A 17,689-nucleotide genomic window follows, 5' to 3' on the forward strand; every position below is an offset into this window, starting at 1 on the left:
TTTAAGAAGTATTCTTTATATGATTTATTATACAGTATTATTGATGGCATTTTTAGTAAAAACTCAAAATAAAACAGACGGCGCCTTTGTAGCGCCGTCTGATGGTTATTCGCCTGATCCCTCATTTGGTTTAGTATTAGCTTTGACAGTGAATGAGACAGGCTTGCTCGGTTTCCCATCTACTATTGCAGTTACTGTCCCCGTGTATTTTTTACCATTTGGTTGAATATCCGGGAATGATTGACTCTTCTTTTTAGTTGTTTCTTTTTTATTATAACTTTCACCTGTTAACGTTATTTCGAACGTTGCTTTCTCACTGTGGTTCCAAGAAACATTGATTTCTTTGCCCTCGTGTTTCGCTGTGACATTTGTAACAGGTTTAACGGCTTTATCTTCCTTGTCAGGTTTTTCCTCAGGTTCTTCAGGCTCAGAAAAGTCACCAACAACAATTTCTTTTGATGCAGATGATTCTAATCCGAAGTAATCAACAGCTTTTACATGATAAACAGCCTTGCCTTTGGAAATACCAAAGCTATTCTCAGTTGTGTTACCAACGAGGCTAAAGCTATCTTCAGGACTATTCGCACGATAAATGCGATAACCTACAACATCTTTACTGCTGGACTTTTTCCAGGTTAGCTTATTTCCGGATCCTGCAACTGAAGTAGGAACAGAAGGTTTCTTTCCATCGTCTTCTATTGTACCATCAGAAACTTCAGACTCTGGTAAACTGATTTTTTCCCACTTTTCACGATTAGTTCTTGGATAAAGTTGTGTTAAATCATCCAGTTTGTCATAGCCCTTTCGTTTAAGAAATTCCGGATTGAAAGTTATTCCGTCTCCCTCAGTAAATTCTTCGGGTGTATTTTCACCAGCTATAACTGCCTTACCATCTACCATCACATATGTTCCTTTTACAAGACTGTCATCTTCTTCGGTAGGCACATATTTGGCATTAAACAAGTCGCTTTTTACTAAGCCAGCTTTTTCACATAAATCTGATGGAAGCATACCGGATATTGCACAATAGCTTCGTGACACAATTCCACCGGGGCGTTGGAAATTCTTTTTAGGTGCAACTAATTCTGGATTGACATCAGAAGCTGCGTTTATCAATTTTGCCCAGAGTTTTACGTTTCTGCTACTGTATCCTAATGAGCAGCTTGGGCATTCAAGTGATTTTCCAATCTCATAACCCATCCATGTTCCAAAGGTGACATTTGGATTGGTTGCAACAAACCATGTATCTTTTTTGTCTTGTGATGTACCAGTTTTCCCAGCCCAATCTACTCCATTATATTTCAACTGAGAATTTAAATATGCTGCCGTTCCACTGCTAATAACATCACGCATCATATCAAGAGTTAGATAGTTTGTTTGTGGTGAGAATACATCTACAGGTTCACTTTTATGTTCAAAGATTACCTCACCATCAGCTGTGGTTATTTTTTCTATCATGTAGGCATCGACGGCTTTACCATTGTTACCAAAGGTACTGAACGCATTTGTGTTTTCTTCAACTGAGACACCATCAGTAGTTCCACCGATTCCCAGAGAGAGGTTAGCATATTCATTTTTACCCAAGGTTGTTATTCCCATAGGCTTCAAAAATTCGCTGACAGGATCCTGCGATCTGATTTGGTCGTAAATTCTGATTGCAGGTATGTTATAGGAATTTTTAAGTGCCTTACGGGCAGAAACCAGCCCATGATAGCCGCCTCCATAGTTTCCAGGTGTATATGGCCCCATAGAGCTGGAATAAGTTGTTTTGACATCAGCTACGGGTGTTCCGGGCTGTATAACTCCTTTTTCCATTGCCGGAGCGTAAGTGAGTATTGGCTTCATGGTACTGCCATTTGAACGAATTACATCTGTTGCATAATTTAGTTGGTCTTTTTGAGTATACTCACGGCCACCAACAAAGCTAATAATTCTACCCGTACTGTTTTCAATTAAAATCCCGCCAGTCTCAATAGGCTGAGTTTTTGTTACAGTTTCACCAGTCTCTTTATTTATAACAACCTTACCAGTCCAATCCGGACCATACGTTTCATATTTTTTGATGACCTTCTTAAATACATCGTGTGTTTTTTTATCAACTGTTGTATGGATTTTGTAGCCGTTTTTACGTAATGCACGATCAGCTAATATTTTATATTCTTCCATTAGCTTTTCATCATTGTTCAGGTCTTCCATTGAATATCCATCTTCTTCAGCAATATGTTTTAGTATTTTTTCTTTTGCTCGTTTTTCAGCACTAAAGGTTAAGTATGGATATTTTTCAATTGGCGATTGAGACTCTTCGATGAAATCAGCTACAATGTCGTAACTTAATGCCTTTTCATATTGCTTTTTTGAAATAGTATCTGATTCATACATTCTGTTTAGAACAGATTTCATCCGATTTAGTCCAGGCTGCATTCCTTCTTTACTTTTTAAACCACCGCTGTTTTTGAAAGGGGTATACCTTGATGGACTCTGCGGAAGTCCTGCAAGGTAGGCTGACTGTGGTAGGTTAACCTCAGATGCATCAATCCCAAATATTCCCTGGGCAGCAGTTTGAATTCCAGCGATATTCCCACCTGAAGCATCTCGGCCATATGGGACAATATTTAAATATGCCTCAAGGATTTGGTCTTTTTCAAAAAAGCGTTCCAAACGCAGTGCTAACAGGATTTCCTTTGCTTTACGCTCAAATGATACCTCATTCGTCAGGATCTGGTTTTTTATAAGCTGTTGGGTTAGCGTACTTCCTCCCGTTTTGACTGCTGCATTTGTTGCTTCCTGTACTAGTGCACGGACAATTGCTTTAGGAACAATACCTTTATGATCATTGAAATATTCATCTTCCGTTGCAACTACAGCATTCTTCAGGGTATCTGAAACATTTTTCAGTTTAACTTCTTCTCTATGTATATCAGAGCGGACGTTACCGAAATATTTATTCCCGGCAAAATATAATTTTGATGTCTCCTCATAGTTATATATATCCTTTTCCATGCTCGCATAGCTTCGTACCGGTTCATCTTTGACAAGTGAAGCAAAGTAACCTGCACCTACACCGCCAGCAAACAACAGACCAACTGCACCTAAGATCACGAAAAATAAAATTACGTTCCAAAAAACATCATACGTAATACGTGATGATTTTTGGACTTTCCCAGTTCCCCAAATTGTCTTTGTTTTTTCTTTATATTTTTGAAATAATTGTTTATAATCCATAGTAAGACCTCCTAAATTCCAACATTAATTATAGCATAATCGATGTACTAGGTATAGAAGGAATTATGTGAATATATTGCGTTTGTCATCAGAATGTGATATGAATAAGTAATAATATTAAAATACATTGAAAGATCGCAGTAGCTTTGCAAATCAATTTTCAAGAGAACTAACGGATGCTGAGAGTTAGTATATATTTGCTGGTGAATTACAATCTGGAGTTTCTTCCTTCAAAAAGAAGACGGTGACATCATCGTTAACAATCCCAAGGTGGCATGTGCAACAAGGGTGGTACCGCGAGCGTAAACTCGTCCCTTATTTATATTAGGGATGGGTTTTTTTATTTGCAGTTAAAAAACGACCATGGCTGCTGAATGCGCAGCTATCATCTATCATGAAATTTCTTTTTCATATAGCAAATTTGAGGTTAGCGGACACCAGGGACCTTATTGGCAAAAATTCACGAAAATGACTGTGTCCGCTGAGATCAAGTGAGAGAGGTATTTTCATACAAAATTAGTAAAAGATGGAGAGTGAAGAGAATGGATATTTTAAAGGATTTGGAAAAACGTAATTTGATTCATCAAACCACTGACAACGAGGGCTTAACGAAGCATTTGGAAGAGAATCAGGTAACATTGTACTGTGGGTTTGATCCGACTGCTGATAGTTTACATATAGGACATTTGCTGCCGATCACAATGTTAAAAAGGTTTCAAAAGGCTGGACATCGTCCGATAGCGTTGATAGGTGGCGGAACAGGAATGATTGGTGATCCAAGTGGTCGTTCCACAGAACGTTCACTGAACGAAGCGACAGTTGTAAAAGGTTACAGTGAAAAAATTAAGGAGCAATTAGCAAAACTGCTTGATTTTGATAGTGGGTCAAATGCTGCGGTTGCCCGTAATAACCATGACTGGCTTGCAAGCATGACTGTGATTGACTTTTTACGGGATGCAGGAAAGCATTTTGGTATCAACTACATGCTTGGCAAGGAATCTGTGTCGGCTCGGATTGAACAGGGGATATCTTATACAGAATTTAGTTACATGATCCTTCAATCTTTAGACTACCTAAAATTATATGAACAAGAAAATTGCACCATGCAAATTGGCGGCAGCGATCAATGGGGAAATATAACTGCTGGTATGGAACTGATTCGCCGCTCCAGAGAAGAGATGGACGAAGAAACGAAAGTATTTGGCCTAACCGTTCCTCTGATTACAAAGGCTGATGGTTCCAAATTTGGTAAAACAGCAGGCGGTTCTATTTGGTTAGATCCAGAAAAAACAACGCCATATGAATTTTATCAGTTTTGGTTTAATGCTGATGATCGTGATGTAATGAAATTTCTATATTACTTTACATTTCTTGATCAGGAAGAACTTGATCAGTTACAAAAAGAAGTAGAGGATACTCCTGAAAACCGTCTGGCACAAAAACGTTTAGCTGAAGAGATGACTCGTGAAGTGCATAGTCAGGAAGCTTTGGAACAAGCACAGAAAATATCAGCATCACTTTTCAGTGGAAATTTAAAAGAACTATCTGCAGGAGATATTAAGCAAGGTTTTAAAGGTGTTCCTGCTTACGAAGCTCCTAAAGAAGAAATAGGTTTAATCGATCTTTTAGTTAACGCTTCTATTTCATCATCAAAGCGCCAAGCAAGAGAAGATATTAAAAATGGGGCAATTTATATAAATGGCGAGCGTCAGCAGGAGTTGCAATACGTTGTTAATAAAGAAGATCGAATTGATGATATGTTTACAATTATTAGACGCGGAAAGAAAAAGTATTTCCTTGTAAGTTATAAATAGATCGTTAAAACACCAAAAATGAAGTACCCAAATAACATCCAATACACATGCTATTTCATATGTAAAATGGCGTGTGTATTTTTGTGTTCGTAGTTTCGCTAAATTCTATTCATAGCAAGTTTCTAAAAGAATTGAAATGAGGAAGAGCAATATCTTATGTAGTGTATTACTTGAAATTCTAAATGCAATGCGCTTAATCACTTAAACCATAAAGGCAGAAGGGAAGAAGCAGGTTTATAGATTTCATATACATAAAGTAGCTACTATCTTAGATAGTTGAAGGAGGAGGGTTAACTAAAATATTATGAAATTAGTATTGACGATAACGTAATTTGGATACTGTAAGCATAGATTGGAAATCATTCCACTTGATGTGCGAATGAAGGAATAAATTGTATACATAAAGAAAAAACTCCAATTTCCTTATTGTATCAAGGAGTTTGGAGTTTCGTTTATTAACGAGAGTAGAATTCAACGATAAGTGGTTCGTTGATTTCAGCTGGAAGTTCAGAACGCTCTGGGTAACGAGTGTAGCTTCCTTCCATTTTATCTGCGTCAAAAGTAAGATATTCTGGTACGAAGTTGTTTACTTCGATTGCTTCTTTAATAATATCCAGCTTCTGTGACTTTTCACGTAGTCCAATTACCTGACCTGGCTTTAGGCGGTAAGATGGAATATCAACGCGCTTGCCGTCAACAGTTACATGACCGTGATTTACTAGCTGACGAGATTGTCTGCGTGTGCGAGCTAGTCCAAGACGATAAACAAGGTTATCCAGGCGAGATTCAAGTAAAAGCATGAAGTTTTCACCATGAATACCTTTCATATTACCAGCTTCTGTAAACAGATTACGGAATTGACGTTCATTTAATCCATACATGAAGCGAAGTTTTTGCTTTTCTTGTTGCTGTAAACCATATTCGGAAATTTTTCTTCGTGAATTTGGTCCATGTTGACCTGGAGCGTAAGGGCGTTTATCTAATTCCTTACCAGTTCCAGTTAATGAAATGCCGAGACGACGTGATTTCTTCCATATTGATCCTGTAAAACGTGCCATTAGACATTTCCTCCTTTTTTAGTTTATTAGCATAAAATAAACAGTGTGTTCCAAATTCGTCATACATTTTATTTTCATGTACCATCGCTCCAGCAGCAGAGAGTTACACGATACACCTCATATTTGAGGAATAAAATGACATAAACGTAGGTTCACGTAAGCTACCTTTTATTTTACACAAAGAATAGTATATAAGCTATGAGGATGAAAGTCAATAAAAACATGAATAATTCATTAATAGCAGCTTTGTTCTTGGTTATTTTCTAAAAGTTTAGTGCTATTAATATAGACTGTAGCACAATGTTGAAAAATAAATTTAGTGCTATGACATCACAATGCGCTTCGGAAATAAACATTGCTCCAGTGTCCCAATTGATATCAACCACCTGTTAAGAACGTAACAATTTTTTTAGAAAACAGCTTTTTTCTTAAACTGTATAGGAAATTGTCAGTTGTTTCGATATAATATGAATAAATCTTAAGAACGATATGATAGGTGATAATATAAATGATAACTCAAAATGAATTACAAGAGAAACTAAGAAGTACATACTTTGAATTGATCTCTGATATTGCCCATTTTTCATATGATGAACTGTTATCAACAGTTGCAAACAGCTTAGTGACTGTTGTGAATTCCACTCATGCAGCAATCTATATATATAATAACTGGAGTAAAAAGTATGAAATTAAAACGAATTCAAATGAAGTAAGCTTAGTAATGAAGCGTAAAGTAGACTTTCGCGATATTAACCAGGAGCTTATACGATCTGATAGTGCAGGCGAACAATCAATTTTTAAGGAGAAAAATGAATCACTTAATTCTGTCATTATACCACTGGTTCCGAAATTTGGGTCTTCTGGTTTTGTGGTTCTTTCCTATCCGAAGAATGTAGACACCTTATCCGATGATAGTGTTGAGTTGATTAAACGGGAAACAGAACAATTATTAAAGCTGGTTAACTATTATAAGTTAAGTGAAAACAGTGTTAGTAAGAGTAGATTTTTGTTTGATATGTCTACACGTTTATATTCCATGACTATTAAAGAAGATATTTTGAACGATATTGTTCAATCTTTATTTAAGTTATATCCTGCATTTACATATTATTTATTATTATCCCAGGATTATGAAGCGGAAAGTTCGCTGCCAATTAAAACAATTGAATATAGTGACGCTGCCACGAAGCGAGTAAGTACACAAGCATTTCTATCCGGTGAGGTGCAGTTGGAAGACCGTGTTAAGGATAAAAATACAAGTGTTTATGCACCTTTAAAAGGAAGACAGGGGGTTTATGGTGTATTGCAAATTATTACACCGCATGCTGTTGATTTCACAGAGGATGAAATTGAATTCATTACGCAATTTGCAAACACAGCCGGTGCGGCAATCGAAAATGTAACACTTTACCAGCATTCCAAACATCTCGTATCCGATTTGAAGCTGATAAACGAAGCTACACATAAACTTAATTCCAATTTAAGGCTTACTGAAATTATTTCAATTGTACGAAAGCAGATAATAGAAGCATGTTGTGCAGCGCAGGTAGGGTTTATTTATGTTCATGATGAATCTGATACTGACTTCAGTATTTTGACAGGCAGTACAAGCTATTTTGAGACTGAAAAAGGTGAAATATTTGCTAAAGGCATACTTGATCAGATGAAAATAGACGCTGACCCAATTTTTAGTGGCGATTTTAAAAGAGGCATTCCGTATTGTTCTATTATGGCAATACCGATGATTCAGTCTGGCAAGGTTTATGGGGCAGTAGTAATTTTGCACGAGGAAGAATACTTCTTTACCTTTGAGAACTATAAGTTAATGCAATCCCTTGTCCACCATTCCACCCTAGCAATGACAAATTCTATATTAAAAGATAAATTGGAGGAATCGGTAATTACTGATTATCTTACAAAGTTATATTCACGGAACCATTTTGACGAAAAACTGAAAGCACATATGCAATCAGATGAAAAAGGGGCGTTAATTCTATTTGATATTGATGACTTCAAAAAAATAAATGATACATATGGGCACTATATTGGTGACGAGGTAATTGTTCAAGTGGCAAATATTATCAGAACCCAATTAGGGCATGAGGACATCCCTGCCCGGTGGGGTGGAGAGGAGTTGGCAATTTATCTACCCAACGCCAGTATTGATGATGGCGTAGTGCTTGCTGGTCAAATACGGACGCAGGTTGAAAGCTTTACTGATCCCGGGATTACACTATCCTGTGGGGTATCATCCTGGATTGATAAGAAGCTGGACTCTGTAAGTGATGTCTTCATTCGTGCAGACAAAGCACTGTATGAAGCAAAAGCAATTGGAAAAAACTGCGTTGTAAAGGAATAAGGGTAAAAAAAGCATCCTAAAATATAAATTAAAGTGGCTGAATAAAATACTTCAGCCACTTCATTGTTATCTGATTAATTCTTCTAGTATTTTCGCAAATTTTTCGATGTAGGTTTGATCTGTTTCATCAAAGCGACTTGTAATCGGACTATCAATATCGAGAACACCATAAATTTCATCATTCACAATTAATGGTACAACAATTTCCGATTTACTTGCACTGTCACAGGCGATATGACCTGGGAAAGCTGTAACGTCTGCAACTCTTTGGGTTTTTCTTTCTTCTATCGCGGTTCCGCAGACTCCCTTGCCATATGCAATTCGAATACAGGCTGGCAGTCCCTGAAATGGACCAAGCACTAATTCATTTTCTTTCCATAAATAAAAACCGACCCAGTTTACTTCATCTAGAAATTGGTTTAATAATGAAGATGCATTCGATAAAATAGCAATATCATCTTGTTCACCCTCAGATAAAGCGGTAAGTTGTTTCAGTAATAATTCGTAATCTTTAGCTTTCTTTCCGGAGTAGGCTGTTGCTTGAAACATGTTCATTTCCCTTTCAACTGTGTATATTTCGACAAATAACATAAAATTTTTGTCGAGAGAAAAATGCAGGATAAATCCTCACTTTGTCGTAAAAGAGATGTAAGGAGTTGAAAACTGATGAAGAAAAATCCAACTAAACAAAAAGTTGTTGATGCAGCTTCTATATTATTTTTTCAAAATGGCTTTCATGGAACATCTGTAAGAGACATTGCAGATAAAGCAACTGTTAATGTTTCGTTGATCAGCTACTATTTCAAAAGTAAACAGGGACTTCTGGAGCATGCTGTTACACAATACTATGAAGCCTATTTGAAAGCAATCGAAGCAGCTATGTTGCATAATGAATCCATTTCACCACTGGAGCGTTTGAAAAAAATGATTGCAACTATTATACATTACAAGCAGAGCAATCATCAATTCTCATGTTTCATCCATCGTGAGCTTTCATTGGATTCGGTGTTTGTACGTGAAATGACGGTTACATATCTTGCTAAAGAGAATTATTTTATAAGTAACTCATTTTATGCTATTTTCACAAAACAGAAGAAGAATAATTTGGATAGCAGATTTTTATTAATGCAACTAAAAGGAATGTTAATTACTCCGTACATATTGCAGAATGAATGGAAAAACCAGGTAGTTGGGATAGATTCCCATAATCAATTTGCAAATAATTATATTCGAACAATAGAGAATTGGTTAGATTACGTTGTCTCTCAAAATGACAAATAACAAACGTAAAATTACGTAAAATGGCTTATATTTAACGCCATTTTTTATTTTTGTAAATAAAATTTGTCAAATCCTTAATTTATTTGAAATTTTTTAGCCAAAAATGTTAATTACATGGTATCATATGTATAATAATGAGATAATTATACGCTTTTTGTATGGTGGAATTATTAATCAAGGGCTAATCGCCAAGCTTTAATGGCAAAAGCATTATTTGCACTTATGCAGTAAGAAAGGACTTGTACTTTCTTATCTGCCAACGAAAAACTATCCTCTTATTCAGGAATGCAGTTAGGAGGCATTTTATGGCATATATCATAGGAATTATTTTAGTAATTATTACACTAATAATTGTAGGACTTATTTTACGAAAACGGGTATATGATGTTGTGGACCGATTGGAAGCATGGAAAATGGATATAATGAATCGGAATATTGCATCTCAGCTTGGGCGTATTAAAAGTTTAAATTTGTCTGGTGAAACTCAAGTGAAATTTGAAGCGTGGAAAGAACGCTGGGAGTATATCGTAACAAAAGAGCTCCCCGATATTGAAGAATATTTATTTGATGCTGAAGAAGCTGCAGATCGATATCGGTTTTCCACTGCTAAAAAAACATTGAGAAAAGTAGAACAGACATTGCAATCAATTGAAAAAGACATCGAAAAAATGCTTGAAGAACTAGATGAACTGATGGAATCTGAGGAATCAAGTCGAAAAGAAATCGAACAAATACAGCCTGATCTTAAAGCTTTGCGCAAAAAGCTTTCACAAAACCGTTACCAATATGGTAAGGCAGAAGTTCGTTTTGATGTTGAGATAGATGAACTTGACCAACAACTTAATCAATATCATGACTTAGTTGGTTCAGGTGATTATTCGGAAGCACATCAGCTTGTAGAAGACCTCAAGCAAAAGTTGGACGAACTGCAATCACGAATTGATACATTTCCAGAGGTTTATAAAACATGTAAGCATGACTTACCAGCCCAATTGGACGAGCTTTTTAAGGGGCTAAGAGATATGAAAGAAGATGGTTACCGAATTGAACATCTTGGTTTTGAAAAAGAAGTACATAACTATCAACGCCGTCTATTGGATTGTGTAAACACCCTTGAAAAAGGGGATACTTCTGAAGCAAGCATAGTAATAGAGGAAGTAAATGAGAGAATAGCGGAAATGTACCAGTTACTTGAGAAAGAAGCTGTCGCCAAAAATTATGTTGAATCTAAGGTGCCAAGTTATCAGGAAGCATTGGACAGCTTGGAGGAAAATTTCCTGACAACCAAAGAGGAAGTAGAAACGTTAAAGAAAACCTATTACTTTGAAGATAATGATATGGAAAAGTATTTGTCATTGGAAAAGTCCATATTAAGATTAAGGAATCAGCTTGAAGAGCTTTCAGCTGATATTGAAAGTGAGAACAGTACACATTCTGATTTGCGCGTTGAATTGGAGAATGGTTTCCATCAAATTGAAGATTTGCAGCAAAAGCATGATGAATTTAAGAAACATATACAAAATTTAAGGAAAGACGAATTGGAAGCAAAAGAGAAGTTGACTGATATGAAAAATGAACTATATCATATTAATCGCAGACTGAATAAAAGTAATATCCCAGGTGTTCCTGGTGTTATTTGGAACATCATGGAGGAAGCTTCTCAAAAGAATGCCCGGGTACTTCAATTACTGGATAAGCAGCCATTGGATGTTACAGAAGTTCAACACGCATTATCCGAGGCAAAAATTGCGGTTGACCACGTAACAGAACAAACAGAGTTAATGTTGGATCAGGCCTATTTGACCGAACAAGTTATCCAGTATGCAAATAGATATCGGAGTCAATATCCAGTTCTTGCTGCTAAATTGTCCGAATCTGAACGTCTATTTCGTTCCTATGAGTATGATCTTGCTATTGAACAGGCAGCTAAAGCTGTAGAAGAAATTGAGCCAGGTGCATTAAAGCGCATCGAAGCATACCAAAAGGAAGCAAATTAGTATGCGTCTGGGCTATAAAGGGGTTCTGATGTTCCTGGGTACTAGTACAATATGTGTCTGGGGTATTGCCATGTTTATGTTTTTCACAGCACAGACCAGCCCGATGACTGTAAATGATCATGCAGTTTCAGGAAGCGTCATGATCAAGAAAAGCGAAATGTTTAATCAGCCTGAAGGCAATACTGATAACGTGTATGCAATGAAAAACAAAAAGGAATCTCCAACGAGAAAACTCGGAAGTGTTAGCCTTACGAATGACGATAATAAAGTATCAATTGACTTGTTACTCGAGATGTTGGAAGAAAAATAAATGTAAAGGTTATTTATGGGAAAGCTAACTTTAAAACTTTCAGTAAAGGAATAGTAAAATATAAGTGAAACGTTGGTTTTCGCTTTTAAAACTTGGTGAAAGCCAAGTTTTTCTAATGGCGGTATATTGCCTAACTGCCATTGAGGCTAGGCGAGTGTCAAGTATTTAAAAGCTGATTCTCGTTTATCAAATCTAAGGAGTATTTAACATGATTTATTTAGATAACAGTGCAACAACAAAACCTGCTTCATCCGTTCTTGATAGTTTTTATCAAGCAACTGAACGGTTCTTTGCTAATCCATCCAGTATTCATCAACTTGGTGGTGAGGCTGAAAAATTGTTAATAAAGTCAAAGGAGCAAGCATCACAACTCTTAAATGTACAACAGGATGAAATCATTTTTACTTCTGGAGGAACGGAGGGGAATAACCTTTCAATAAAGGGTATTGCACTTAAGCACCAGGGGCGTGGTAAGCACATTATCACGACTGAAATCGAGCATCCATCTGTTTCTGAGGCCTGCAACAGTCTGGAGGAATTAGGTTTTACAGTAACGTATTTACCTGTAGATAAAAATGGTGTAATCTCTATTAAGGATTTAACGAATTCAATTAGGAATGATACGATTTTGGTTAGCATGTTGCATATTAATAATGAGCTTGGGTCGGTTCAGCCAATTAAGAAAATCGGAGAAATTCTCAAAGAATACCCAAAAATATTTTTCCATGTAGATAATGTTCAGGGAATGGGAAAAATACCTTTAGAACTTACAAATAGTGGAATTGATTTATGTGCCATTTCAGGGCATAAACTCCATGGGTTGAAAGGAACTGGTATTTTATACGTGAATAGAAAGACAACGATGTATCCGTTGCTACATGGTGGCAATCAGGAACGTTCTCTCCGTTCCGGAACTGAGAACCTTGCTGGAGCTGTCTCGATTGTAAAAGCATTGAGGTTAATAAAAGAGCGGGAAAAGACAGAAGTTAAGGACATGTATCAGTTACATGAATATCTCAGGAAAAAGTTGGCTGAAATGGAAGGTGTGGTAATCAATACACCAGAAGACGCAGCACCACACATTATGAATATTTCTGTACCAGGATTGAAGCCAGAAGTAATTATTCACATGCTTGGAGAAAAGCAAATATATATTTCAACCAAATCCGCCTGTTCTTCCAAACAGGCGGATGAGAGTAAAATATTAGCAGCTTGCGGGTATGGCGCTGACCGTTCAACATCTGCACTTCGCATCAGCATGTCGTATGATACTACAGAAAGTGAAATTAATACGTTTTTAATTGCGTTAGAAGAAGCAGTAAATCAACTAAAAGCAGTAATGGAGTAGATAATTATGCAATATGATCATATTTTAATACGATACGGAGAAATTGCTCTTAAAGGTAAAAATAGAAAGAAGTTTATCGTTCAGCTGCAAAACAATATACGCAGAAAGTTAAAGGCCTTTCCTGAGGTAACAGTAAAACGTACACAAGGGAGAATGTTTGTCTTATTAAATGGATATGAACCTGATCCTATCATTCAAAGGTGCAGTGAAGTCTTCGGAATTCAAAGTCTTAGTCTGGCAGTTAAGGTCCGTAACGATGAAGAGGAAATTAAACAAGCAGCATTATGGGCACTAAATAATAGTGACAATGTCAATTCGTTTAAAGTCTCTGTAAAACGGATTGATAAGAATTTTCCTGTTCGTTCACAGGATATGAATCAGGTGCTGGGTGGACATCTTTTATCAAATACAACTGGCTATACGGTTGATGTTCACCAGCCAGACCTTGAAATCAAGGTTGAAATCAGAACAGAAGCAACTTATATAACATCCAGTATAATACCAGGGCTCGGCGGATTACCGGTGGGTACATCAGGAAAGTCGTTGTTGCTCTTGTCTGGCGGAATAGACAGCCCTGTTTCGGGATATCTTGCTATGAAACGTGGTGTTCAACTAGAGGCTATTCATTTTCATTCACCACCATTTACAAGTGAACGTTCGAAACAAAAAGTAATGGACCTGGCAGAGCAACTGACGGAATATGGGAATTCAATTAAAGTTCATGTTGTTCCGTTCACGAAATTACAGCAGCATATTTTTCGGGAGATGCCTGACGGGTATGCAATGACAATAATGCGACGAATGATGTTACGTATTAGTGAACAGGTGTGCAAGAATGAGTCTATATTGTCGATGACAAACGGTGAAAGTCTTGGTCAGGTAGCAAGTCAAACAATGGAAAGTATGAATGCAATAAACGAAGTAACCAATTATCCAATTATTAGACCATTAGTTGCAATGGATAAAAATGATATAATAAATATTTCCAGAAAAATTGATACGTATGATATTTCGATACGACCTTATGAGGATTGCTGCACTATTTTTGTGCCAAAGTCACCAAAGACGAAGCCTACTAGAGAAAAAGTAAGTATGTTTGAATCACAGGAAGACTTCTCTGCACTAATAGAAGAGACAATAAACGGTATTGAAGTTGTTAAAATAACGAATCAATCAGATGCAAAAAAGGAATTCGAAGATCTTTTATAAAGGCGGGGCAGAGTTGCCATAGGACGTGGCATTCTTAGTCTGCCTCGCCCGCAAAGGAAGCTCACTGTGGGGTCTCTTAGGATCGCTGTCCCACGGGAAGCGGTTTTTCTTCCGAGGAAACTGAAGCGTTGTCCTAAGGTGTGCGAAGTGTATTTCCGAAGCGGTGTCACAGCACACAGCTGTTTTTTTATGTTACTTTGCAGAGTTTATTATCAATTGCGAAATAAAAAGCAACTATGCTTACGGAAAACGTTAGAGAGGAATACGTAATAATATTAAAAGTCACATAGTAATTAGCATACATTTCGCCTGTATTGTTGAAGAACCCATTTTTTAACGGGACGAGGATCCGCTTCAACTGTTTGGCGGATCCTCGTTCCCCTATTTGTCATTTTTGCCTCAAATTTGGCTGATTTTCGGCTTTTAACGGAACGAGGATCCGTCTCACCCTTCAAAGAGCACCTTTTCTGCTATTTAACGGAACTAGGATCCACTTCAACTATTTGTCGAATTCTCATTCCAAGTGGCAATACTTAATTCCCTTATCGGTATTATAAACTAAGAAATATTGTTACATCCCCTAAAACTGAATTCGTTGGCTTAGGAAAAGAGCACTCATAAAATTTCTCTTAACTAACAACAACTACCAGTTTAAAAATCCTTGAACCTACACAATATAGAAGTATCAAGGAGGTGATGAACATGGCTAGCAACAATAGTTCAAACCAATTAGTTATACCTGGTGCACAACAAGCATTAGACCAAATGAAAACTGAGATTGCACAAGAATTTGGTGTTCAACTTGGTCCTGACTCAACTTCTCGCTCCAACGGATCTGTTGGTGGAGAAATCACAAAACGTCTTGTTCAGTCTGCTGAACAACAATTTGGCGGAATGTCTCAATAACAACAATATAATAATAATGGCTTAGGGCTACCCTTTTAGGGTAGCCCTTTTAATAGTACAAATGCTTTTACATTAAATTTGGCTAAATTTCCTAATTTCTCCTTCTTGATTTTTCTGCTTTAAGTAGGTAAAGTGCTTATAAAAGAGTAGAATTTTTGTAGATGGGAGTATTTCAGATGGGAAGACTTTGGTTCGGTGGTTCAGTTTATACAATGGAAAACGAAGGCGATGCAGTTGAAGCTGTCTATACAGAGGGTGGCTTTATAAAAGCTGTTGGAACTTATGAGAGATTATATCATGACTATTATGACAAAATTGATAATGAAGTTAATCTGAAAGGCAAAACGATGTTACCGGGTTTGGTGGACAGTCATATGCATATAATAGGACACGGTGAAAAGCTGCTGCATTTAGATTTGTCACAGATGAAGTCCCCAGAAGAAATTAAAGAAGCACTTCTTAATCGTACTGCTAACTTGTCTGAAGGGGAATGGCTTATTGGAGAAGGGTGGAATGAAAATCAGTGGGATAATCCAGAAATTATTTCAAAAAAAGAGTTGGATGAAATCTGCCCAGACAACCCTATGATGTTGACCCGTGTATGCAGACATGCGCTGTTAGCTAATACAAAAGCAATGGATATATCTTACATAAATGATCAGACGCCAGATCCACAAGGGGGAATTGTCGTACGAGACGACAACGGTGATACTACTGGTTTATTTCTAGATACTGCACAGGAATTAATTAAACAGGCAATGCCTGATGTATCACAGGAATTTTTACAGCAGATTATAAAAATAGCTGTCGATGATTTGTTGGCAAAAGGTTTAGTAGGTGGACACAGTGAAGATCTCAATTATTATGGTGGTTTTCTAAAAACATACAACGCTTTTTTAAATGCAATTAATGGAAACGGCAATAAATTTAAGGCACATCTACTTGTTCATCATGAAGTTATGGAAGACATGATTAATCAGAATTTAGGATACTTGGATGGAACAGAATACATTGAACTTGGTGCTGTTAAGATCTTCTCAGATGGAGCTCTTGGCGGTCGAACAGCATGGCTGACACAAGAATATACGGACGATCCTGACAATTATGGGGTAGCGATTCATAACTCTGATTACTTGGAAGAAATTGTACGGTCTGCCAGGACACATGGTCTTCCAATAGCTGTTCATGCTATTGGAGATCAAGCTGTTGATGAAATAACAAAATTAATTAAAAAATATCCACTTCAAAATGGAGCCCGCGACCGGATAATCCATGGTCAAATTTTAAATGAATCTTCTTTAAAAATGCTTCAGGAATTGCCAGTGGTCGTTGATATTCAGCCAGCGTTTGTTTCATCGGATTTTCCTTGGGCTGTTGATAGATTGGGGGAGGATAGAATTAAATTAGCATATGCTTGGAAAACAATGTTGGATAGTGGTGTACTTTGTGCTGGTAGCTCAGATGCACCGATTGAGGATGCTAATCCATTACAAGGAATTCAGGCAGCCATGCTTCGAAAATCATATTATGATGGCGAGGTATACCAGCCGAAAGAAAGGCTTTCATTATTTGAATCTGTTCGGTTATACACGGTTGGTAGCGCAAGTGCAATTACACAGGAAAATCACCGTGGTCTGGTTATCGATGGTTATACCGCAGATTTTACCATTTTGGAAGAGGATATTTTCCAGGTTGATCCAGAGCATATTCATGAGATAGAAGTGGCAATGACTGTTATTGATGGTGACATCGTATATAATAATAATGCAGGATAGGATGTTTAGGACAATCATTATCAATGGCTGGATCTAATACGTAGTAGATATAAACAGCGAACTAACATGCTGAGTGCTATGACACCGCTTCGGAAATACACTTCGCTTTCCGTGGGCCGGCTGATGAGGCTCCTTGCTCCTACGTCGCTGCCTAGTCAGCTCCCACAGGAGTCTACGTTTATTTCCTCCGCTGTTGACTGGAATAGGAATTGCTATAGAATAATTGTGTGACATATACACTAGTCCGGGTGAGCGGAGGGCGGTGACTCCAGCGGGAATAGCACGTGTCCTAAGACCCCGCAGAGTGGTTTTCTCGAGGAGGCTTAGGCCGTGCCCGCGGAAAGCATCCGCCCGTAGCGATGCCGGACGGCGGGACGAGAGTTTATAAAGAATACTCCAGCAGTTAGTTT

The 17,689-nt window shown here is 37.3% G+C and carries 12 protein-coding genes and 1 other annotated feature; of the genes, 9 read left to right on the top strand and 3 right to left on the bottom strand.

The window, feature by feature from the left end:
• Positions 1-105: 105 nt before the first annotated feature.
• Entirely contained in the window at positions 106-3,222 is a 3,117-nt protein-coding gene (locus ACTWQM_RS14645; RefSeq protein WP_443258909.1) for a transglycosylase domain-containing protein, read from the bottom strand.
• Positions 3,223-3,340: 118 nt separating this feature from the next.
• Positions 3,341-3,541, top strand: a binding site (T-box leader).
• A 223-nt stretch (positions 3,542-3,764) separates the two neighbouring features.
• Between ACTWQM_RS14645 and tyrS the strand changes: the two genes are divergently transcribed.
• Positions 3,765-5,036 carry a tyrosine--tRNA ligase gene (gene tyrS, locus ACTWQM_RS14650; protein ID WP_443258910.1) on the top strand — a complete coding sequence of 424 codons (1,272 nt, stop codon included), beginning with the start codon at positions 3,765-3,767 and terminating at the stop codon, positions 5,034-5,036.
• Positions 5,037-5,491: 455 nt separating this feature from the next.
• On the opposite strand, the gene rpsD is transcribed toward tyrS, so the two are convergent.
• A complete protein-coding gene (gene rpsD, locus ACTWQM_RS14655) occupies positions 5,492-6,094 on the bottom strand; it encodes a 30S ribosomal protein S4 (protein WP_443258911.1) in 603 nt (200 codons plus the stop codon).
• A 508-nt stretch (positions 6,095-6,602) separates the two neighbouring features.
• Between rpsD and ACTWQM_RS14660 the strand changes: the two genes are divergently transcribed.
• Positions 6,603-8,453 carry a diguanylate cyclase domain-containing protein gene (locus ACTWQM_RS14660; protein WP_443258912.1) on the top strand — a complete coding sequence of 617 codons (1,851 nt, stop codon included), beginning with the start codon at positions 6,603-6,605 and terminating at the stop codon, positions 8,451-8,453.
• A gap of 66 nt (positions 8,454-8,519) precedes the next feature.
• On the opposite strand, the gene ACTWQM_RS14665 is transcribed toward ACTWQM_RS14660, so the two are convergent.
• The gene (locus tag ACTWQM_RS14665; RefSeq protein WP_443258913.1) at positions 8,520-9,002 is read right to left on the bottom strand and encodes a GAF domain-containing protein; all 483 of its coding nucleotides are present in this window, start codon (positions 9,000-9,002) and stop codon (positions 8,520-8,522) included.
• Positions 9,003-9,119: 117 nt separating this feature from the next.
• Between ACTWQM_RS14665 and refZ the strand changes: the two genes are divergently transcribed.
• The 7 genes from refZ (at position 9,120) to ACTWQM_RS14700 (ending at position 17,279) form a co-directional block, all read left to right on the top strand.
• Complete coding sequence (gene refZ, locus ACTWQM_RS14670) at positions 9,120-9,734, top strand: forespore capture DNA-binding protein RefZ (protein ID WP_443258914.1); 615 nt, start codon at positions 9,120-9,122, stop codon at positions 9,732-9,734.
• A 305-nt stretch (positions 9,735-10,039) separates the two neighbouring features.
• Positions 10,040-11,731: a septation ring formation regulator EzrA gene (gene ezrA, locus ACTWQM_RS14675; protein WP_443258915.1), complete on the top strand. Its 1,692-nt coding sequence runs from the start codon at positions 10,040-10,042 to the stop codon at positions 11,729-11,731.
• 1 nt (position 11,732) lies between these two features.
• Complete coding sequence (locus ACTWQM_RS14680) at positions 11,733-12,041, top strand: hypothetical protein (RefSeq protein WP_443258916.1); 309 nt, start codon at positions 11,733-11,735, stop codon at positions 12,039-12,041.
• Positions 12,042-12,249: 208 nt separating this feature from the next.
• Entirely contained in the window at positions 12,250-13,389 is a 1,140-nt protein-coding gene (locus tag ACTWQM_RS14685; protein WP_443258917.1) for a cysteine desulfurase family protein, read from the top strand.
• Between the two features lie 6 nt (positions 13,390-13,395).
• Positions 13,396-14,598: a tRNA uracil 4-sulfurtransferase ThiI gene (gene thiI / locus ACTWQM_RS14690; RefSeq protein WP_443258918.1), complete on the top strand. Its 1,203-nt coding sequence runs from the start codon at positions 13,396-13,398 to the stop codon at positions 14,596-14,598.
• A gap of 702 nt (positions 14,599-15,300) precedes the next feature.
• Entirely contained in the window at positions 15,301-15,504 is a 204-nt protein-coding gene (locus ACTWQM_RS14695; RefSeq protein ID WP_092492300.1) for an alpha/beta-type small acid-soluble spore protein, read from the top strand.
• A 176-nt stretch (positions 15,505-15,680) separates the two neighbouring features.
• Complete coding sequence (locus tag ACTWQM_RS14700) at positions 15,681-17,279, top strand: amidohydrolase (RefSeq protein ID WP_443258919.1); 1,599 nt, start codon at positions 15,681-15,683, stop codon at positions 17,277-17,279.
• Positions 17,280-17,689: the final 410 nt, after the last annotated feature.

The organism is Virgibacillus sp. L01 (genome assembly GCF_052246775.1).
In the GTDB taxonomy this organism is placed as follows: Bacteria; Bacillota; Bacilli; order Bacillales; family Amphibacillaceae; genus Lentibacillus.